Consider the following 20,400-nt stretch of genomic DNA (forward strand, 5'->3'; position numbering starts at 1 on the left):
GTCCGATCCCCCGCCCGACCCCCCGTCCAACGAGAAGACGAGGTCCAACGAGAAGACGAGGTCCAACGAGAAGGCGAGGCCCGACGGTGGGGGCGCGGCCGGCGTCGACCCGCCCGGGCTGACCAGGGCGGAACGGGACCTGCTCGCCGAGCTGGACCGGGAGACGGTGCTGCTGCTCACCGAGGAGCGCGCCGCCCGCGTCCCCCGGCTCGACGTGCCGCTTCCCGCGAACCTCACCGCCTCGGAGATCGTCCGCATGCGCGCGGACCCGGCCGCGTTCGCCCGCGAGCTCGTTCGCCCGCTGCCTCGTCGGCCGGTCGCCGCGGCGCGCCGGGGCAGCCGCTTCCACGCCTGGGTCGAGGAGCTGTTCGACCACCGGACGCTGCTCGATGACGACGACCTGCAAGGTGCCATGGATGCCGAGCTGTCCGACGACGACCTGCACGAGCTGCGCGAGGCGTTCCTGCGCAGCCCATACGGCGCGCGCCGGCCGTATGCGATCGAGGAGTCCTTCGAGCTGCCGCTCGCCGGCCGGATCGTTCGGGGCCGGATCGACGCCGTCTACGCCCTCGGCGGCGGCCGTTGGGAGGTCGTCGACTGGAAGACCGGGCGATCGTCCGCCGACGACCTCCAGCTCGCCATCTACCGGCTGGCCTGGGCCCGGCTACGCGGCGTCGACCCGTCCGCCGTCGACGCCGCCTTCCTCTACGTGCGTACCGGCGAGGTCGTCCACCCCCCGCTGCTCACCGAGGACGAGCTGGCCACCCTCCTCGCCCGGCCCCACACCTCCACCGGCTGACCGTCACCTCCCGACTGACGAGCGATCAGCCACTGTCGTCGGCGCCCTCGGCGCCCTCGGCGCCCTCGGCGCCCTCGGCGCCCACCACGTCCGCGACAACACAACTGATGTTGTCCACGCCGCCCGCGGCCGTCGCCAGGTCGACGAGTTCATGCACCGCCCGTTCGGGCTCCGCGGCGCCGACCAGGATCTGGCGCAGCGCGTCGGCGGGCACCGCGCTGGACAGGCCGTCAGAGCAGAGCAGATACCGGTCGCCGCGCCGCACCTCGCGCAGGCCGATGTCGGGCACGGCCGCGGAACCCCCGTCCAGTGCGCGCAACAGCAGCATCCGCTGAGGATGGGTCGCGGCCTCCTCCGGCCGCAGCCGTCCGTCCTCGACCATCGAAGCGACGATCGTGTGGTCGTAGGTGATCTGCCGCAGAGCGCCCGCGCGCAGCAGATAGGCCCGGGAGTCGCCGATGTGGACGAGTGCCAGGGCCGATCCGGTCCACAGCAGGGCGGTCAGGGTGGTGCCGATCGGCGTCTGCGCCTGCGTCTGCGTGGCCTGATGATCATGTTCTCGCCGGTCGTCGGTCCGGTTCAGGTCGCGCACCGCACGGTTCGCGCGCGCCACCGCATCCGCGAGGAAACCAAGCAGTTCGCCCGGGGCCGCGGCGGACGCATCGAAGTGGCGCAGGGCGTTCACCGCGGCCTCGCCCGCCTGTGCGCCGGCGGAGCCGAACCCGTCCGCGACGGCCAGCACGGTCGGCCCGGCGTGCACCGCGTCCTGATTGCCGGGTCGGACCAGGCCGCGATCCGACAGGGCGGCGTGGCGCAGCGCCAGCCGTTCGGCCGCCGGGCCGCCCGATGCCTCCGGCCGCTCACCGGCTGAGGCGGACGGCCAGGTCGTCGCACTGCCGTCGGCCGGCGGTACCGGCTTGGAGTTCGGCATGTCCACGTCCTTTCGGGACAGGTACTCGACGAGGACCGCGGCCAGCTCACGTCGCGCCGCCACCGCGGCCTCGGTCTCCGCCCAGAAGCGCCGGATCTCCGCGCTGGCCATGGCGGCGTCGAGCGCGCAGATCCGGCGGATCCGGGCGAGCGGCATGTCCAGCCGGCGCAGCCACGCCACGAGGCGGGCCTGTTCAAGCTGATCCGGCGAGTAACGCCGGTAGCCGGAGCCGGGGTCGACCCGGACCGGTCGCAGCAGGCCCAGCTCGTCATAGAGCCGCAGCGCCTTCGGTGACAGCCGGCTCAGCCGGGCGAACGCGCCGATCGACAACAGCTCCGTCACCGGTCGCCTCCTCGGGGCCGGACGGGGTGTCCTGCCGCCACCCGACGATGTGGCCTGCCCATGGGGCAAGGTCAACCGTGGCCGACCGGTTGCCCGAGCCGCCGCGACGGCGGACAGCTCAGGAAGGCCAGTCAGTCCGGGGGTCGTCGACGTCGTCGAGGTCGACGAGCAGGGCGCGGTGGTCGGAAATGGCGGTGCGGCGGCTGTGGACCGCGCTGACCGTACCGACGGGTCCGCGGGCGAGAATGTGGTCGAGCTGCACGCGGGGCGCCGGCGCGGGGTACGTCGGCGTGACGGCGAGGCGGCGCCAGCCGGTCAGTATGGACGGCAGCCGGCTGGGCAGGTTCAGATCACCGAGCATGACGAACGGGCCGTCGACTCGCGCCAGCCGACGGGCGAGCCGCACCAGTTGAGCCACGTTCCATCCGGGTACGAACGACAGATGTGTGGTCACGACGGTCAGCGGGCCGCCGGGTGTGCGGATCCGGGCGGCGATGGCGATCCGGGGCTCGTCGTCCAGCAGGATCAGGCGAGCGCGCCTGCCAGCGCCGTCGGGAACCGCGATCGGGGAGCGGATCGGGGCCCGGCCCAGCTCGATCACCCGCCACTCGACGACCGGAAACCGGCTGATCAGCGCGATGCCGTAGGCCGGCTCGCCGCGCGCTGGCGGTCCGGTCGCGGGCCGCCAATGCGCGCCCGGCGTCCCATAGACGGTCGGAACGAACCGCCAGTCCTCGGCGGCGGCGCCCAGCGCCGTGGCGGCCGCGGCGGCCAGATCCATCCGGGCGGAGCGCGGCTGGTCGACATCGACCTCCTGCAGACCGAGCACATCCGTCCCCAGCCCGGCGACGGCGGCGGCGAACCGGTCCGGCGCCACCTGACCGTCGACGAGCGACAGACCGTGCATCACGTTGAACGAGCCGAGCCGCACGCGAGGACGGTACCCGCCCGGACGCCGTTCCCCACCGTCTCGTCCACTGCCGCGACCCGTGACGGTCAGGGGACGGCAGGATCAGGTGGGGGCGACGCCGTGGGGTCGACGGCGTGATGCGGCACGCTGACCGCGTGGTGCGGCGGGTCGTCGGCGCGGGGCGTGCGATGCCGTCCCAGACGAGCCAGCGCGGGTGCCGGATCCTCGCCGGCCGAGGCGCCCATGGCCTCCTGACCGGTGGACCCGGTGGACCCGGTGGACCCGGTGGACCCGGGCGGCCCGGGCGCGGGGGAGCCCTTCGCCGCCGCGGGCGGCCCGGGGCAACGGGCGTCGGCCGCGCCGGCGCGCAGCACCAGCTCGAGGTCGAAGCGGACGTCCGGATCCTCCAGGCAGGGACCGAAGAGCTGGCGCAGCTGATTGACCCGGTACCGCACGGTCTGTGGGTGGACGTGCAGCCGCTCGGCGATAAGCCCGCGCTGCCCACGCAGCGACAGCCACTGCAGCAAGGTCTCGGCGAGCCGCTCTCGGGTGCGGCTCGGCAGGCTGTCGAGCGGGGCGAGCCGGCGGGTCGCGAGGTCCGTGACGAGACCAGGGTCGCGGGCGAGCAGCAGGGCGCTCAGATGCTCTTCGGTGAACAGCGGATCGACGCCGCCGGCGCTGGTCAGCCGGCCGGCGGCCCGGGCGTCGTGGGCGAGACGGGCCCGCGTGGCGCTTGCCGCGGCCTGCCCCCACGACACCGCCGGGCCGATGACGGCGCCGAGCCCCGCCAGCCGCGTGGCGAGCGCCGCGCGAGTCGAGCCGCGGTCGGTGGCGCCGACGAACAGCCATGTGTCCTGCCCCTGCACCGTCCGCGGGCAGTCCGCGAGCGGCGGGAACTGTCCTGTGCCGGGGCCCGGGGCCGCCCCACCGGTGCTCGCCTCCCCGCTGGGGCGGGGGGCGCTCGGGCGGCCCGAGGGGATGAGGACGGCGGCCAGGCGGCGGGGCAGCGACACCCCGCCCTCGTCGGCGACCTGGGCGACGGCCTGTTCGCTCGCCCCGGTCAGCAGCATCTCGCCGAGGCGGTCCAGGAGGCGTTCGCGTTCCCCGGCGGCGGTGAACTGCTCGGCGGCGTAGCCCTCCGCCGACGCGGCGGAGATGCCGTCGATGTACGCGAACATCATCTCAGCGAGGCTCACCAGACCCGCCGGGTCGACGCCGTGGCGGGCGGCGGCCTCCCCGAAGCGCCGCCAGGAGACCCGCGCGCCGACCCGGTACGCGCTGAGCAGGTTGTCCAGCGAACGCCCGGAGCGCACCTCGCCCCGCCCGAGGCGGACGTACACCTCCCGGCTGGCGGCGAGGTCCGGCGCGCGCTGCGGACCGGCCTCGACCACGGCGAGGAACCGGTGCAGGGCCTCGGCGACCCCGCGGCGCACCCCCCGGCCGAACCCGCCCTCCAGCGGGCGGGCATACGCGGGGACCTCGCGCGCGATCGCCGCCATGATCTCTTCACCCAGACGGTCAACCTCACCCGCAAGAGTGGTGGGCAGGCCGGCCGGAAACTGTGCCATGGGAACAGTCTGCCGGGTCAGGGCCGGCATCTGCGGCACATTGCCTCCGTACCCTCGCCGCTGGTCCGCGCCCGTCGCCGCGGCGGAACGCGGCGCGGTGGACGCTGCGACCGGCGTCCTGCGCGCTCTGGTCACTGGCGTGATACTAGGGTTTGCCGGGCCGCGCGATCGTCCCCGGTCCCGGCGAGTCCCGATCGGCCGCGTGACGCGGGTGGGACGCGGGTGGGACGCGGTCCTTCGCCACCCGCCCGGCGGCGCGGGCAGTAGCGTGACAACCGTGTCGTCGCCTAGAGAACCCGGTCCGGTCGGCTCCGCCGCCGCGAGGTCGGCGCTGCCGGCATCCTCCTATCCGATCGAGCGGACCCGGCTCGACAACGGGCTGCGCGTCCTTCTCGCCCCCGACCGCACGGCCCCGGTGGTGGCCGTCTCGGTGCACTACGACGTCGGTTTCCGGTCGGAGCCCGAAGGGCGCACCGGGTTCGCGCACCTGTTCGAGCATCTGATGTTCCAGGGCAGCGAGAACGTCGGGAAGGCAGAGCATCCCAAGCACGTGCAGGCCGCCGGCGGAATCTTCAACGGCTCCACCCATCCGGACTTCACGGACTATTTCGAGCTGCTGCCGTCCGGCGCCCTGGAGCTGGCCCTGTTCCTCGAGGCCGACCGGATGCGCGCGCCGAAGATCACCCGGCAGAACCTCGACAACCAGATCGCCGTGGTGCAGGAGGAGATCCGGGTCAACGTCCTCAACCGGCCCTACGGCGGATTTCCCTGGATCAGGCTGCCGCCGGTCGCGTTCGACACGTTCCCGAACGCGCACAACGGTTATGGCGATTTCTCCGAACTCGCCGCGGCCAGCCTCGACGACGCCGAGGACTTCTTCGACAAGTACTACGCGCCCGGCAACGCGGTGCTCACGATCGTCGGCGATGTCGATCCCGCCGAGGCGCTGACGTTCGTCGAGCGGTACTTCGGGGACATCCCCGCCCGCGCGGTGCCGCCGCGGGCGAGTTTCGCCGAGCCGGTCCCGACGGCGGAGCGCCGGGCGTCGATCACCGACCCGCTGGCCCCGCGTGCCGCCCTCGCCGTCGGCTACCGCGTGCCGGACCCGATCGGTGACCTGTCCACCTACCTCTCCTACTACCTGCTCACCGAGGTGCTCAGCGACGGCGACGCCAGCCGCCTGGAGCGCCGGCTGGTGCAGAAGGACCGGTCGGTCCTCGGTGTCAGCGCCTACCTCGGCACGTTCGGCAATCCGTTCGAGCAGCGCGACCCGCTGCTGCTCACCCTCGACGCCCGCCAGTCCGAGGACGCCAGCGCCGACGCGGTCCTCGCCGCCGTCGACGAGGAGCTGTCCCGGCTGGCGGGCGACGGCCTCGCCGACGGCGAGCTGGAGCGGGTCCAGGCGCGGGTCGCGTCCTCGCTGCTGCGTGAGGCCGACGACGCCCTCGGCCGGGCGCTGGCGATGGCCGTGCACGAGCTGCACCGCGGCCGGGCCGAGCTGGTGAACGAGTTGCCCGCGGAGCTGGCCGCGGTCACCGGCGAGGCGGTCGCCGCCGCCGCCGGATCGCTGCTGGCGCAGGGCCGCTCCGTCCTCGAACTGCACGCTGGCGCCGATTCATGATCAGGAGTGCCGTGACCTCGACCGATCCCTCGTCCTCGGCGCCGGCCGCGACCACCGGCGTCATCCCGGCGGTGCGCCCGACCGTCCCGGCCCAGCTGCCCGCCGTCACCGATCACACCCTCGGCAACGGGCTGCGGGTGCTGGTCGTGGAGCGCTCCAGCGTGCCGATCGTCGAGGTGCGCCTGCGCATCCCCTTCGCCGGTGCCGGCGCCGCCCACCAGGCCCGCGCCGAGGTGCTGGCGGAGACGCTGTTCACCGGGTCGCCCCGGTTCGACCGGGTGGGGCTGGCCACCCAGGTGCAGCGGCTCGGCGGCTCGCTGTCCACCGGCGTCGACAGCGACCGGCTGGCCGTCGTCGGCTCGGCCCTCGCGACGAACCTCGAACCGCTGCTCGAGATCCTCGCCGAGGTGCTGCGGGGGGCCACCTACCCAGACGACGAGGTGGCCGGCGAGCGCGACCGCATCGTCGAGGACACCGCGGTGGCCCGCAGCCAGCCGGCGGTGATCGCCCGCGAGGCGCTGCTCGAGCGCCTGTTCGGCGATCATCCCTACGCGACCGGGATCGCCGATCCCGAGGTCGTCGGCCAGGTCGGGCCGGCGGATGTGCGCGCCCTGCACGCCGAGCGCGTCTCCCCGGCCGGCGCCATCCTCACCCTGGTCGGCGACGTGCGCGCCGAGCGGGCGATCGCCGCGGTCACCGCGTCGCTCGGCGGCTGGACGGGCCGGGCAGCCGACCCCGCACCGCCGCTGCCCGCGCTGCGCACCGGCCCGCTGATCATCGTTGACCGGCCCGGCGCGGTGCAGACGAACATCCGCCTCGGCGGCGAGGCGCTCGACCGGTCCGCCCCCGGCTATCCGGCGCAGCGGCTGGCCAACACGATCTTCGGCGGGTACTTCAGCTCGCGGCTGGTCGACAACATCCGCGAGGACAAGGGCTACACCTACTCGCCGCGCAGCTCGGTCGACCACTACCAGGTGGGCTCCCGGTTCACCGTGGCCGCGGACGTCGCCACCGAGGTCACCGGCCCTGCGCTGCTGGAGATCGGCTACGAGCTCGGCCGCCTCGCCGTGCTGCCGCCGACCCAGGAGGAACTGGACGCGGCCCGCCAGTACGCCGTCGGCACCCTGGCCCTCGGCAGCGCCACCGCCGCCGGGCTCGCCGCGACGCTGTCGGCGCTCGCCGGCGTCGGCCTCGGCGTGGAGTACCTGCGCGACCATCCCCGCGCGCTCGCCGAGGTCACCCTCGACGACGTGCGGGCCGCCGCCGCCGAGCTGCTCGCGCCCACCCGGCTGGTCACCGTCCTGGTCGGTGACCGGGCCCGGATCGCGGCCGCCGTCGGGGCGCTCGGCCTCGTCGCGGACGCCTGACCGACTCGGACCGTCCCGACCGACCGACCGAGCGTCGTCGGCGCCCGGTCGGTTCGGCGCGGGAGCCGGTCAGTGTCGCGGCTGGACCCGGTCAGTGTCGGGTGGACGCGGAGCGCGGCGGCGAGGGCCGGGGAGTGCTCCCACCGGCGCCCGCCCCGGGCGGTACCCCGCCGGGGGGCGCGCTGCCGCCGATGCCCCGCCCCCGCCGGTCCCGGAGCCCCCGCCTGTCCCGGAGCCGCCGCCGGGCGGTGGCGGGGCCGGCCGGCCGGCGAGCTCGCCCGGCAGGGTGGCCCGAGGGTCGCCGACCGAGTCGACGACCTGCCGGGCCAGGTCGTGCACCCGCCGGCCCATGCCCCGCGCGGTCCGTCGCAGCCGCTCGAACGCCTCCCGCGGCCGGATCTGGTTGCGCTCGGCCAGCACGCCGATGGCCTGCTCGACGACGACTCGCGACGCCAGCGCATGCTCGAGCTGCACGACGGACAGCCGCAGCTGCTCGATCTCGCCGAGGTCGCGCTCGGCCCGGCGCGGTCGCCCGGGCGGGGCGAGGTCCTCGGCGAGCAGGTCGGCGAGCACCATCGCGGACAGCAGGTCACCGACCGGGCGAATCTCGGTGCCGGGGCCCTCCACGATCCAGCCGGCCGTCGTCCGGCGCAGCCGCATGTCGGAGAAGGCGCGTCGCGGCGCCGTCGGGGCACCCTTCGCCGCCGGTGGCCCGCCAGGGCCGGTGCCGCCGCCGGGCGGCGCGGGCGGGGGTCCTGGACGCGGTGACCCCGGCCGCCCGGGCGGGCCAGGCCGCGGCGCCCGGGCGATCGTCTGTGGTGTCGGCGTCGGCCTGCCCGGCGGGCGCGGGGTCGCGGCCGGGGCGCCGCCCTCACCGGCCGGCCCGGGCGCGCGCGGCGGCGAGCCGGGGGTGGCGGAGGCCGGCGCGGTGGTACTGGGTGACGGGGCCGCGGGCGGCGGCGCCGGGGCGGGCGCCTCCTGCGGAGCCCGATCCCGATCCTGGTCCTGGCCTGTCTGGCCCGCGGGCGCCGGCTCGCCGCCGGATGCCGGGCCGGACGACGCCGTGGCACCGCTGGCAGGCGGTTCGGCCGCGGTCGCCGGCCCCGCCGCGGGAGGTGGGGCCGCCGCGGCTGGCCCTGTCTCCGCGGCTGGCGCTGTCTCCTCGGCCGGCCCTGTCTCCTCGGCCCGCGGAGCCGGCGCGGCAGGCGGAGTCGCTGTGGTCGGCGGCGTCGGTGCGGGGGACGCCGAAGGCTGTGGAGGACCTGGGCGGGGCCCGTTGGCCGAGACCGTCGGCGGGGATGGCGCGGGTGCGTCACCCGCCGCTCCCAGCGCGTCGGCGACGCCCCGGATCAGGGCCCGGTCATCCGCGGAGACGGGCACGTCGCCGTGGTCAAGGCCGACCAGGACGCCGAGCAGCCGACCGTCCGGCCGGATCACCGGCGACGCGTGATAGCTGCGCACCCCCAGTTGGCGATGCTCGGCGGTGTCGGCTGAGGGATGCCCCACGCCGACGCCGGCCGCCGCGGCGGGGGCACCGTCGAGCACGCGGGCGGTCAGGCTGTCCGCGCGTGGAAAGTGGGTTCCCTCGTCGAGACCGGGCAGGGTTCCCGACACACGGAGATAGCTCGCAGTCGTCGCTGATACCACGACGAAACAGGCTGTCTCCATCCGGTCCAGGGCGCGAACGGCCCGCAGCGCGGCATCGACGGTGCTCCACGCCTGTTCTGAAGGTGCTGACGACACAGGCCGAACTCTCCCACAAACTTCACGGGCAGTGACGGACACCGTCCCACGAGCCGGCCGCGTGTGCGGTGGGAAGGTAAGAACTCCCGGGATGTCGTTGCTCTACGTATCCGTTATGCGGCAGAAGTGACCTTCTCGGTGACCTGGCGGAGGCTCGGGTTCGTCATCACAGTGCCATCGGGAAAGAGCACCGTCGGCACGGTCGCGTTCCCGTTGTTCGCATCGCGGACAAGTTGCTCTGCTGTCGGGTCGTTCTCGATATCAACGGTCTTGTACTCCACCCCGGCGCGATCGAGTTGGTGCTTCAGCCGAACGCAGTAGCCGCACCAGGAAGTCGTGTAGATCGTGAGCACGAAAGAGCCTCCAAGCCACAGGGACGCAACCCACCGTGTAACAGCGCCGCATCGTCGGCGCTTCCCGGCCCCGTCCGGTACTACCGTGTCGAGGGATGTCCGGATCGCCTGCCCCCACCGCCCACTCCGCCGGGTCGCCCCCGTCCGCCGCACCCGCGGCTGACGACCTGCTCGGCGCGCTCGACCCGGAGCAACGGGCGGCGGCTGGCGCGCCGCTGGGACCAGTGTGCATCCTGGCCGGTGCCGGTACGGGCAAGACGCGCACGATCACGCACAGAATCGCCCACATGGTCGTGGATCGTGGGGTTGGTCCGGATCAGATCCTCGCCGTGAGCTTCACAACCCGCGCGGCCGGCGAACTGCGCGGCCGGCTGCGGTCGATGGGCGTGCCGGGTGTGCAGGCGCGGACGTTCCACTCGGCGGCATTGCGGCAGCTGCACTACTTCTGGCCGACCGTGGCCGGCGGGCCGCTGCCCAAGCCCGAGTCGAGCAAGATCCCCCACATGGCCCGGGCGGCGTCCCGGCTGCGGCTGCGCGCCGAACGCACCGAGCTGCGCGACCTGACCGCCGAGGTCGAGTGGGCGAAGGCCACGCTCCTGTCGCCGGCCGACTACGCGGCCGCGGCGGCGGCGAGCGGCCGGGAGACCGCGATGCCCGCCGACGTCATCGCCCGGCTCTACGCCGCCTACGAGGAGGTCAAACGGGAGGCCGGCGTCCTCGACATGGAGGACCTGCTGCTGCTCACCGCGGCGATGATCGAGGAGCACAGCTGGGTCGCCACCGAGCTGCGCGCCCGTTACCGGCACTTCGTCGTCGACGAGTACCAGGACGTCAACATGCTCCAGCAGCGGGTGCTGGAGGCCTGGCTCGGCGATCGCGACAGCCTGTGCGTCGTCGGCGACCCACATCAGACCATCTACTCCTTCGCCGGCGCCTCGCCCCGCTACCTCCTCGACTTCGCGCGTCGCCACCAGGCAGCGACCGTCGTCCGGCTGGTGCGCGACTACCGTTCGACGCCGCAGGTCGTGGCGCTGGCCAACCGGCTCGTGCGGGCGAGTCCGGCCACCGGGCTCGTCGCGGTGCCCACGCCCGGCCCGGCGCCGGTGTGGCTGGAATGTGACAGCGAGCCGGACGAGGCCGCCGCCGTCGTCAGCCGCATCCGCACCCTGCTCAACCGGGGCACCCCGGCGAGCCGGATCGCGGTGCTGTACCGGACGAACGCCCAGTCCGAGGCGTACGAGGCCGCGATCGGCGCCGGGGGCATCGCCTACCTGGTCCGCGGCGGGGAGAAGTTCTTCGCCCGCGCCGAGGTCGTCAAGGCGATGCAGCTGCTGCGGGGGGCGGTGCGCTCGGCCGACACCGACCGCCCCGAGGGGCTCGCCGACGCCGTCGCGGACGCCCTCGGCGCGCTGAACTGGAATCCTCGCACTCCCGCTACCGGGTCCGGCGCCGAGCGGGAGCGCTGGGAGAACCTTGCGGCCCTGCACCGGCTCGCCGAGGACCTCGCCGCTCGGTCGCCGCAGGCGGGGCTCGCCGAGTTCGTCGCCGAGCTCGCCGACCGCGCCGCCCACGAACACCTGCCCACCGTGGAGGGGGTGACCCTGTCCACCCTGCACGCGGCCAAGGGGCTCGAATGGGACGCGGTGTTCCTGGTCGGGCTCACCGAGGGCACGCTGCCGCTGGTCCACGCGCGCACGCCCGAGCAGGTCGAGGAGGAACGCCGCCTGCTCTACGTCGGGGTGACCAGGGCGCGCACGCACCTGGTCCTGTCCTGGTCGCTGGCCCGTGCTCCGGGTGGCCGCCGGGTGCGCGGCCCGTCCCGGTTCCTGGACGATCTGCGGCCCGTGCGCGGCGGGCGGCCCGGTGCCGGCGGTGTAAGTGGTGCCGGTAGGGGCCTGGGAGCGAGCGGCGGGCCCGGCGTCGACGGGGACGAGGGCGGGCGCTCGGGCGCGGCCGGACGGTCGGCGGGCCGCGGCCGGTCGGCGGTGCGGTGCCGGGTCTGCGGCTGCGCCCTCACCGGGCCCCAGGCCAGGGCCGGGCACTGCGACGGCTGTCCGGTCGACGTGGACGCCGCGCTGTACGAGCGGCTGCGGGCGTGGCGGGCGACGACCGCGCGGGAGCTGCGCCTCCCCGTCTTCGTGATCTACACGGACGCGACCCTGCGCGCGATCGCGGAATCCCGCCCCGCGTCGGTCGCCGAGCTCGTGCGGATTCCCGGAATCGGCCAGGCGAAGCTCGACCGGTACGGCCAGGCCACCCTCGACCTGGTCGCCGGGCGCACCCCGCGGACGGGGCCGGAGGGCACACTTTCGTGACTTTTCGTGTCCGACACGCGACACAGAAAATACGTTGAGGTTCTCGCGGCGGCCTTCTACCGTTACCCACGACGCCCGACGACCACGCCGGCGGAACGGTCACGTTCCCTGGCCCCGAGAAGGAGGTGATCTCGACGTGCTCAGCATTCTGATGGACAAAGTGGGCAGCGAGGTCACCCGTCCGTGGGGATATCGGTCCGGCGTCCTGGCCGCGACGACCGTTGCGGCGGTGAAGGCCGCCGGCGGCCTCGGTATCGGCGGCCTCGGTATCGACGGCCTCCGTATCCAGGGGCTCGGTATCGGCGATTCGCGGCCCGGCGGCGCGCTTGTCGACGGATTCGACGGCGTCACCCCGGCTGTCGGCACGTCGATCTTCGGCACGTCGATCTTCGGCCCGGCCACCTTGTGCGCGACCGCCTTCGGTACCGACGCCTTCGGCACGCCGTTCGTCGGCATCGCCCCGCGGCCGGCCGGCGGGAATGCCCAGGCGTCCGTGGTCGCGGTGGCCGCCGGAGCCACGGCTGTCGAGGCGCCCATGCCCGCACACCGTCACCTCAGCTCGGGATCCGTTCGCGATCCGCTCCCGGACTAGCTCCGCGGAGCCGTCGTCGAGGCCGCGATCCCCATGGGGATCGCGGCCTTTGTCGTTTTCGCTTCCCTGTCCATCCGCTCGAAGACCAACCCGTGTGAGAGGTGACACCGGTGTTCGATCACTCGATCGTCTCCCGGATCGAGCGGGATCAGCTCGTCCTACCCTGCTGGGACGCCGATCCTGAGATGTTCTTCGCTGAGTCCCCGGCGGACGTGGAGACCGCCAAGGCCGTCTGCCGTACCTGCCCGGTCCGGCCGGCCTGTCTCGCCGCCGCCCTCGACCGCGCCGAGCCTTGGGGGGTGTGGGGTGGGGAGCTGGTCGTGACCGGCACCGTCGTGCCCCGCAAGCGGCCCCGTGGCCGTCCCCGCAAGGTGCGTCCCGAGGAGGTCGCCGCCTGAGCTGAGCAGCCGGCGGGACACCGATGATTCGGTGTCCCGCCGGCTGGCGTTGGCCGGTCATTTCTTCCGGTGCTCGGGCGAGTCCCGGTACTGTGCCGGCGTGCCCAGCAGCGAGCGTGTCTATCCAGTGTCGACCGGACCGGTCACCGAGGCGGACGGGGTGCCGGGGCCCGCGGGCGGCGTCGACGAGCTGTCCCTGGCCGTCGCCGCCCTCACGGCACCGGAGTTGGCGGCGATCGTCGATCTCGTCGCCTGGGTCGACGCGGACTGGTTGTACGTCGCGAACGCGGCGGGCTCCGCCCGGCTGCCGGTCGCCGATCCCGACGGCCCGTGGGAACTCCGCTTCGGGCGCCACCCGCTGGCCTCGCAGGATCCGATGTTCGCGGTGCCGTTGTCCGCCGCGCTCGCGGATCCGTCCCCGCCGAACGAGCGCAACGCCTACCCGTTCGCCGGCCGCCGTCTGCTGTCCGCGCTCGGCGACGCCACCCGCTCACCCGACCTGATCGTCGTGCACACTCCAGGCCACTACTGGCCGGAGCGGGGCGGCCATCTCGGCGAGCACGGGTCGCTCGACGCCGGGCAGTCGCGCGCTCCGCTGCTGCTGTCCGGGGCCGGTGTCCGCGCGCGCGGGACGCACCCGGAGGCGGCCCGCGTCATCGACGTGGCGCCAACCCTCGCGACCCTCGCCGGCGTCAGCATGCGCGACCCCGAGGGGAGCGCGCTGACCGAGCTGGTCGGCCCGGGCGCGCGCCACGTCGTCGGCCTGCTGTGGGACGGCGCGAACAGCAACGACCTGCTCGCCATGGCCGCCGCCGGCGAACTGCCCGGCGTGGCCCGGCTGCTTGCCGAGGGCGTGGCGCTGGCCGGCGGGGCGATCGCCGAATTTCCCAGCGTGACGCTGACCAACCACACCTCGGCGCTGACCGGCGTCGGACCGGGACGCCACGGGATCCTGCACAACGTCTACTTCGACCGCGCCGTCGGCCGCCAGGTGATCGTCAACGACGTGAAGACCTGGCACGCCGCCTGCGACCAGCTCCGCGACGGCGTGGAGACCCTCTTCGAGGCGGTCACCCGCGAGCGGCCGGACGCGGTGAGCGCCTGCGTGAACGAACCGGTCGACCGCGGGGCGCACTACTCGACGTTCGGCCTGGTCCGAGAGATGGGCGCCGGCGCCGGGGACGGGCCCGGGGACATGAACGACTACCTGCCGCCCGCCGAGGGCGACCCGCACGCCAGCGAGCGCTGGGTGCGGGAGAATCCCGACTACGCCTGGTCGACCCGGGTGGACGCGCTGGGACTCGCCCAGGTCGTCCAGCTCTGGGGCGCCGACGCGACACCACCCGACGTCATGTGGTGGAACACGACGGTCACCGACACGGGCCACCACGGCGGCGGCCCCTACTCGGAGCAGGCCCGGGCCTCGCTGCGCGACGCGGACGCGCGCCTCGTCGCGTTCCTCGACCTGCTGGAGGAACGCGGCCTGCTGGCCGACACGGCGATCCTGCTGACCGCCGACCACGGCTCCGAGGCGGCGGACCCGACCTGCCGTGGCGACTGGGGCGAGGCTCTGCGGGCCACCGGCATCCCGTTCCGGGACGAGGGCTACGGCTTCATCTACCTGGGCCAGTCAGCCGTTCCGCCCGAACCCACCACCCCCACCGCACCGTAGGGCACGCCCCGGTCCCGCGGGACCGCGTGTTCCCGCGGTAACACGTCGGCTCGCCCGCATGGTCATCAGTGGCGGCCGCCTGGATCCACAACGACTAAGTCGCGGTTGGCGCGCTTCCCGCGTCCTCAGTCGGCGGCGGCTGCCGATTCGTCGGCTGACGCCGGTGACGCCGGTGACGCCGGTGACGGTGGTGCCGGTGCCGGTGCCGGGGGCGTCTGGCTCGGGGGTGTCGGCTTCGTCCGGGCAGCTCGCTTGCGTTGCGACGGACGCGATGCCGCGGGGGAGCCGGCGGACGCGTCGGGGCCGGGCGAGCTCGCCTCGGGGGGCGTCGTCGTGGTGCCGGCCGGACCACCGTCGCGGCCGGAGGGCCGGCGGGGTCTCGGCGGTCGGCTCACCTCGGCGGCCCCAGCCTGAGCGGGAACCTGGCCGGGCTTCGCCGCGGGCGGGGCCTTACGGGTTCGGGTACCCGGGCGGGCCGGCTTCGCGGCTCCGGCACCGGCCGCAGCGGCGGCTCCGGCACCGGCCGCACCGGCAGTGGGACCGGCGGCGGAGCGGCGGCGGCGGGTACGTGGGGGGTCGGTGAGGACGACGGGGCCGGGCGCCGCGCGGATGACTCCGGCCTCGTCGCGTACCCGCAGTTCGGGCAGTGTGCGCTCGGGCCGGTTGGCGTGCGCGGCGGCCCGCGCGGGCGGGGAGCCGGGCTCGGCGAAGCCGGGCTGCCAGCGTTCCATCTCCGCGCGGAACGGGCCGGTGCTGCCGAGCTGGCAGAGGATCCCGATCGCCCCGAGTGTGACTCTGTGGATGAGCAGGTAGGACGGCGGGAGATTGAGCTGGCGGCCCAGCTGCGTGGTGGCGGAGCGCCAGTCGCTGAGCCGGGCGGCCTCCCCGCGTAGCCAGGCCCGGGAGAAGGCGAACTCGTCCTCGGTGATGGGCGCCAGCATCGGCGCGAGGTAGTCGAGCAGCACGTCGGCCTCGATCTCGGCCGACGGTGGGATGAAGCCCTCGGCTCGCAGCCCGGCGGCGACGGCTTCCGCGTCGCCCTCCAGCGTCTGGCGGGCCAGCCGCCCGATCGGCTCGGGCAGGCCGCCGGGCAGCCGGTTGACCGCGCCGAAGTCGAGCACGCCGAGCCGGCCGTCCGCGAGCAGCCGGAAGTTGCCCGGATGCGGGTCGGCGTGCAGCAGCCCGGCGCGCGCCGGGCACGAGTACAGGAAGCGCACCAGCAGCAGCCCGGCCCGGTCCCGCTGCTCGGCGGTGCCGTCGGCGATCACGGCGGACAGCGGGACACCCTCGATCCACTCGCTGACGATGACCCGGTCGGACCCGGCGAGCGGACGCGGGACGACGATGTCGGGATCGTCCGCGTACGCAGCCGCGAACGCCGACTGCCAGGCCGCCTCCAGCCGATAGTCGAGTTCCTCGGTGATCCGCGCCTTGAGCTCCTCGACCAGCGGCTTGATGTCCAGCCCCGGCGTCACCGCGCCGAACAGCCGTGCCGCGCGCCCGAGCTGGGTGAGGTCGGCGAGCAGCGCCGGCCCGGCGCCCGGATACTGGATCTTCACCGCGACCGACCGGCCGTCGGCCCAGACCGCCCGGTGCACCTGGCCGATGCTGGCCGCCGCGCTCGGAGTGTCGTCGAACTCGGCGAACAGGTCCCGCCAGCGCTCGCCGAACTCCTCGGTGAGCACACGGTGGACCACGGCGGCGGGCAGTGGCGGCGCCGCCTCCTGAAGCTTGGTCAGCGCCGCCCGGTAGGGCGCCGCCACCTCGTCGGGCAGCGCCGCCTCGAAGACGGACAGCGCCTGCCCCAGCTTCATCGCCCCGCCCTTGAGCTCACCGAGGACGCGGAAGATCTGCGCCGCGGTGCGCTGCTGGAGCTCGGTGGCGACGGCCTCCGCGGGCCGGCCCCCGATGCGCTTGCCGACGCCTAGGGTGGCCCGGCCGGCGATCCCGAGTGGGAGCGTGGCCAGTTTGGCGGTGCGGACGACGGCCCGCCGCGGGATGTCGGACACCGCTCCATCGTGCCCCCTCGGGGCCCACCGCGGGCAGTGGCGGCCGGTGATGGACCCGGTGCCGGAGCTGTCCCGGTGTGCCGGCGGCCCAGCCTCAACCGTCCTCGTCGCGCGGGGGGCCAGGGACGACCGCGGCGGCCGTTCGGGCCGTGCGACAGGGACAGTTGGGGTGCACCGGCCAGCTGCGCCGGCGGATCCGCCAGTCCGGAACGGCGAGCTCCAGGGCGCCGTTCGCCGTTACGGGAAGCGATGCCGAAGCGGACGTCGGTGTGTGGAAAATCTCAGTATCGACGGTTGCGGGCGGCGGGGCGAAGTCGGAGTTGTCGGACAGGCGGCCGGGTTCGGTGCCGTGGCCGGCAGCGCCGTCGAGGTAGGTCAACGCCTGCATGGCCGCGAGCGCGGCGACGAGGCTCGCGAGAGTGATCTCGCAGGGGTCGTGCCCGATGGTTCGTGGGCGGACCAGCTGCATCGCGAGCAGCGGCCAGGCCGGATCGCGGCCCTGCCGGTGCAGATGCTGGCAGTGCAGGCAGGCGGTGACGCCGGGCACGACGAGCGGGCCGACGACCCCGCTGGTCTCCCGCACGCCGGCCAGCAGGTGGGCGCCGCCGCGGCGCTCCAGCTCGAGGCAGTCGGCCGGCGCGACCGTCGGCGGCCCGACGGGGGCGAGCACGACCAGATCCGCCTCGAACCGACCCGGCCCACCGTCCGACCGGGGCCGTGGCCCGGCCCACTCGCGGCGCACCCTGCTCATCGCGGCCCCCGCGGCCAGCGCGCGGGGGCGGCCCACGTCGTCGAGCCGCAGGCCGCCCGGGGAGACATCGGCGGCCGTCGCCTCCGCCGGGTCGTCGACGACGACCCGGCCCACCCCGGCCGCGGCGAGCAGGGTGACGATCTGCGCGCCGACCCGGCCGGCGCCCCGCACGAGCACCCGGGCGGCCCGGCGGGCCGCCAGTGCCCGCGACGGGCGGCCGGGATCCACCGACCGCATCGACAGCGCCGCGAGGTCGGGCAGCAGCCGGTCCCGCTCGGCGGCGGGCAGCGCCGCGAGGCCGGGCCGGGCGGCCGCGTCGTCGAGCAGGCCGGCGTCGTCCAGCAGGTCCAGCAGGTCCTGCCCGGCGGCGCTGGTGGCGAGCCGCACCTGTTCGAGGGTGCGGCGGCCGTCGAGCGCGTCGAGCACGGCGGCGTGCGCCGGGCGCAGGCCGGTGACGAGCACGGCGGCGGCCGGGTCGATGCCGAGCTGCAGCGTGGAGCCGTTGTGCCAGAGGCGACGCAGGCCGGGCTTGAGGATCGGGCGCATGGATCCTCCGCGGGTCCACCGGCGGCGCGGGCCACCGGATACGAGTTCGGGCGCACCGGCCACGAGGCCGGCCGCGCCCTACCGTGCCACGGGGTCCGCCGCGAGGCGAGGCTGTGGACAACCGCTGTGGAGGGCCTGTGGAGAGTCCTGTGGGCTCCGCCGCACGCGGCCCGCCGCCCGGCTCAGGCCGGCGGGTTCGCCGCGCCGGGGCCGTCGCCCGGGCCCAGATCCTTCGGCCCGCCGCCCTCGGCGGGGGGTGTGTCGCGCAGCTTCTCGATCTCGGCGATCGGGTCGTCCAGGATGCTGGCCGCCGCCCCGCTCACGAACGTCGCCGGGGAGGCCAGGTCGTCGGCGGTGGGCAGCAGGTCCGGATGGGCCCACACGGCGTCCCGGCCCTCCCGGCCGCGAGCCTCGGCGAGCGCCTCCCACAGCGCGGCGGCCTCGCGCAGCTTGCGCGGGCGCAACGACAGGCCGACCAGCGTCGAGAAGGTCTGCTCGCCCGGGCCACCCTCGGCCCGGCGGCGGCGGACCATCTCCCGCAGCCGGCCGGAGCCGGGCAGATGACCAGCGGCCGCGGCATCCGCCACATGGTCGACCCAGCCCTCGATGAGGGCGAGGATCAGCTCCAGGCGGGTGAGCGCCGCCTTCTGCTCGGGGGTGGTCGCGTCGTTGAAGACGTCCTCGCCGAGCGCCTCGGACAGCCGCTCGGGGTTCATCAGCGCCGTCGGGTCGACCATCCGCATGACCCGGCCGACGGCCTCGGTGTCCACCGCGATGCCGCGGGCGTATTCCTCCACCGCGCCGAGCACATGCGCGCGCAGCCACGGGACGTGCGCGAAAAGCCGGTTCGAGGCGGCCTCGCGCAACGCGAGGTAGATGCGCACCTCGTCCTCGGGCAACTCCAGCCCGGAGCCGAACGCGGCGACCCCGGCGGGCACCAGCGCCGCCGTCCCCGCGGGCCCGAGTGGCAGGCCCACCTCGGTGGACGAGACGACCTCGGCGGCCAGCGTGCCGATCGCCTGACCCACCTGGGCGCCGAACAGCATCCCGCCGACCTGGTTCATCATCTGGACGATCGGCCCGCCCGCGGACATCAGCGAGCCGAGGTCGACGCCCGGGGGCAGCGCGTCGCGCAGCTCGCTGGGCAGCTCGATCCCGCCACCGCCGAGCTGGCTCAGGCCGCTGGAGATGCCCGTGCGCATCGCCTCGACGACCTTCGCCGCGATCGGGTCGCACAGCGTGCGCCACACCGGCAGCGTCTTCTCGATCCACTCCACCCGGGACCAGCCCGCGGCCGCGGTCGCCCCGGACGGCAGGGTGGTCACCGGGTCGAGCCAGACGTCCGCGATGCGCAGCGCCTCGGCGACGAGATGCTGCTGGCCCATGGGCACGCTCGACGCGCCGTCGCCCAACGAGCGCACGGCCACCTGCCGGGCCAGCTCCCAGTTCACCGGGCCGCCCTGCCAGGACAGCAGCCGTTCCAGCTCGGCGAAGAACGGCGCGCTGCCCCCGAACGGGGAGCGGGACTCGTCGCCGCCGCCCGACGGGCTGAAGCCGAACGGGAGGTCGCCACTCATCGGACGTGACCTGATCGGAGAGCTGGGCGTCGCATGCGCGGTTGGGCCATGAACCCACGGTAATGCGTTTTCTGCCTTCTGGCCGGAACGGATGCTGCCACGTCCGGTTACGGTCGTGGATGTGGACCCGATGTGTTCTCCCGCGATCATCCCGACGGCGGACGAGGCAGGTGGCGGCGCGCCTCCCGTGGCGGCGGGAGCGCCGGGTGGCCCGTGGGACCCGGGCCCGGCCGCGCCCGGTGGCGCGGGTGGTCCCGGGGAGGGCCGGACGAGCCCGCCCGGCCGGGTGATGTTGGCGGAGGTTCGTGACAGCGCGTTGTCGGTCGACGAGTGCATGGCTGCCGTCCTGCTCCCCGAGGTGGGCGGGATCGCGCTGTTCGTGGGCACCGTGCGCGATCATGATCACGGTCGCCCGGTGACAGACCTCGCCTACGAAGCGCATCCGCGCGCCACGGCGGAGATCGGGCGGCTCGCCGCCGAGGTGGCGGCGAGCCGCGATGTGCGCGCGATCGCGGTGACCCACCGCACCGGGCACCTCCGGGTGGGGGAGATGGCGGTCGTGGTCGCGGTGGGCGCGGCGCACCGGGCCGAGGCATTCGCCGCCTGTCGTCGTCTGATCGATGACATCAAGGCGCAGGTTCCCATTTGGAAACACCAGATTTTTGCGGATGGCGCGGCGGAATGGGTGGGCGCCTGCTGAGCGGGGCACCTACGATAGAAATAAGTCATCTTCTTGTTCGTCTCGACGTCGAGGCCTTCCATGTGGCTCCTGTTGATCCCCCCCGCCGCCGTGTTCCTGACGATCGCGTGGGTCGCGCTGCGCACCCGGCCCGACCGCACCTCCGAAGCCATGCTCACCATCGAGGGCTACCGGCGCAGCATGGCCGCGCTCGCCCGCCCGATTCC

16 protein-coding genes are annotated in these 20,400 nt (G+C 74.7%); 8 read left to right on the forward strand and 8 right to left on the reverse strand.

All coding sequences use genetic code 11. From position 1 onward, the window contains the following. A partial coding sequence (locus C1A33_RS03740) for a RecB family exonuclease (protein ID WP_133150554.1) occupies positions 1-799 on the forward strand: 799 nt, incomplete at its 5' end. A gap of 25 nt (positions 800-824) precedes the next feature. Here the strand turns inward: C1A33_RS03740 and C1A33_RS03745 are convergent. The 3 genes from C1A33_RS03745 to C1A33_RS03755 form a co-directional block, all read right to left on the reverse strand. Continuing rightward, positions 825-2,072 (reverse strand): MerR family transcriptional regulator, encoded by a 1,248-nt coding sequence (locus tag C1A33_RS03745; protein ID WP_101830127.1) that lies wholly within the window; start codon positions 2,070-2,072, stop codon positions 825-827. A gap of 118 nt (positions 2,073-2,190) precedes the next feature. Then, a complete protein-coding gene (locus C1A33_RS03750) occupies positions 2,191-3,003 on the reverse strand; it encodes an endonuclease/exonuclease/phosphatase family protein (RefSeq protein ID WP_101830128.1) in 813 nt (270 codons plus the stop codon). A gap of 65 nt (positions 3,004-3,068) precedes the next feature. Then, positions 3,069-4,550, reverse strand: coding sequence for a PucR family transcriptional regulator (locus tag C1A33_RS03755; protein WP_101830139.1), 1,482 nt, complete (start codon positions 4,548-4,550; stop codon positions 3,069-3,071). 268 nt (positions 4,551-4,818) lie between these two features. Between C1A33_RS03755 and C1A33_RS03760 the strand changes: the two genes are divergently transcribed. After that, entirely contained in the window at positions 4,819-6,171 is a 1,353-nt protein-coding gene (locus C1A33_RS03760; protein ID WP_101830129.1) for a M16 family metallopeptidase, read from the forward strand. Then, a complete protein-coding gene (locus C1A33_RS03765) occupies positions 6,168-7,538 on the forward strand; it encodes a M16 family metallopeptidase (RefSeq protein ID WP_101830130.1) in 1,371 nt (456 codons plus the stop codon). Before C1A33_RS03760 ends, C1A33_RS03765 begins: the two co-directional genes overlap by 4 nt. A gap of 69 nt (positions 7,539-7,607) precedes the next feature. Here C1A33_RS03765 and C1A33_RS03770 read toward each other — a convergent pair whose 3' ends face one another. Together C1A33_RS03770 and C1A33_RS03775 are read right to left on the reverse strand one after the other, a co-directional pair. Continuing rightward, positions 7,608-9,152 carry an ANTAR domain-containing protein gene (locus C1A33_RS03770; RefSeq protein ID WP_243407148.1) on the reverse strand — a complete coding sequence of 515 codons (1,545 nt, stop codon included), beginning with the start codon at positions 9,150-9,152 and terminating at the stop codon, positions 7,608-7,610. Positions 9,153-9,394: 242 nt separating this feature from the next. Further along, a complete protein-coding gene (locus C1A33_RS03775) occupies positions 9,395-9,634 on the reverse strand; it encodes a mycoredoxin (protein ID WP_101830132.1) in 240 nt (79 codons plus the stop codon). 95 nt (positions 9,635-9,729) lie between these two features. Between C1A33_RS03775 and C1A33_RS03780 the strand changes: the two genes are divergently transcribed. From C1A33_RS03780 to C1A33_RS03795, 4 genes are all read left to right on the forward strand, one after another. Then, complete coding sequence (locus C1A33_RS03780) at positions 9,730-11,949, forward strand: ATP-dependent DNA helicase UvrD2 (RefSeq protein ID WP_101830133.1); 2,220 nt, start codon at positions 9,730-9,732, stop codon at positions 11,947-11,949. A gap of 136 nt (positions 11,950-12,085) precedes the next feature. Continuing rightward, positions 12,086-12,541 carry a hypothetical protein gene (locus C1A33_RS03785; RefSeq protein ID WP_101830134.1) on the forward strand — a complete coding sequence of 152 codons (456 nt, stop codon included), beginning with the start codon at positions 12,086-12,088 and terminating at the stop codon, positions 12,539-12,541. A 110-nt stretch (positions 12,542-12,651) separates the two neighbouring features. Beyond that, on the forward strand, positions 12,652-12,939 hold the full coding sequence (locus C1A33_RS03790) for a WhiB family transcriptional regulator (RefSeq protein WP_101830135.1): 288 nt from the start codon (positions 12,652-12,654) through the stop codon (positions 12,937-12,939). 100 nt (positions 12,940-13,039) lie between these two features. Beyond that, entirely contained in the window at positions 13,040-14,611 is a 1,572-nt protein-coding gene (locus C1A33_RS03795; RefSeq protein ID WP_423748033.1) for an alkaline phosphatase family protein, read from the forward strand. A 125-nt stretch (positions 14,612-14,736) separates the two neighbouring features. Here the strand turns inward: C1A33_RS03795 and C1A33_RS03800 are convergent, their stop codons facing one another. From C1A33_RS03800 to C1A33_RS03810, 3 genes are all read right to left on the reverse strand, one after another. Then, positions 14,737-16,620 (reverse strand): ABC1 kinase family protein, encoded by a 1,884-nt coding sequence (locus tag C1A33_RS03800; protein ID WP_101830136.1) that lies wholly within the window; start codon positions 16,618-16,620, stop codon positions 14,737-14,739. Positions 16,621-16,714: 94 nt separating this feature from the next. Continuing rightward, positions 16,715-17,917 carry a ThiF family adenylyltransferase gene (locus C1A33_RS03805; protein ID WP_101830137.1) on the reverse strand — a complete coding sequence of 401 codons (1,203 nt, stop codon included), beginning with the start codon at positions 17,915-17,917 and terminating at the stop codon, positions 16,715-16,717. Between the two features lie 182 nt (positions 17,918-18,099). Continuing rightward, the gene (locus C1A33_RS03810) at positions 18,100-19,494 is read right to left on the reverse strand and encodes a zinc-dependent metalloprotease (protein WP_101830138.1); all 1,395 of its coding nucleotides are present in this window, start codon (positions 19,492-19,494) and stop codon (positions 18,100-18,102) included. Between the two features lie 289 nt (positions 19,495-19,783). Here C1A33_RS03810 and C1A33_RS03815 point away from each other — a divergent pair, with 289 nt between their 5' ends. Continuing rightward, a complete protein-coding gene (locus C1A33_RS03815) occupies positions 19,784-20,194 on the forward strand; it encodes a molybdenum cofactor biosynthesis protein MoaE (RefSeq protein WP_101830141.1) in 411 nt (136 codons plus the stop codon). The last annotated feature ends 206 nt before the right edge of the window (positions 20,195-20,400 follow it).

Origin of the sequence: Frankia canadensis (genome assembly GCF_900197875.1) — a bacterium.
Taxonomy (GTDB): domain Bacteria; phylum Actinomycetota; class Actinomycetes; order Frankiales; family Frankiaceae; genus Frankia; species Frankia canadensis.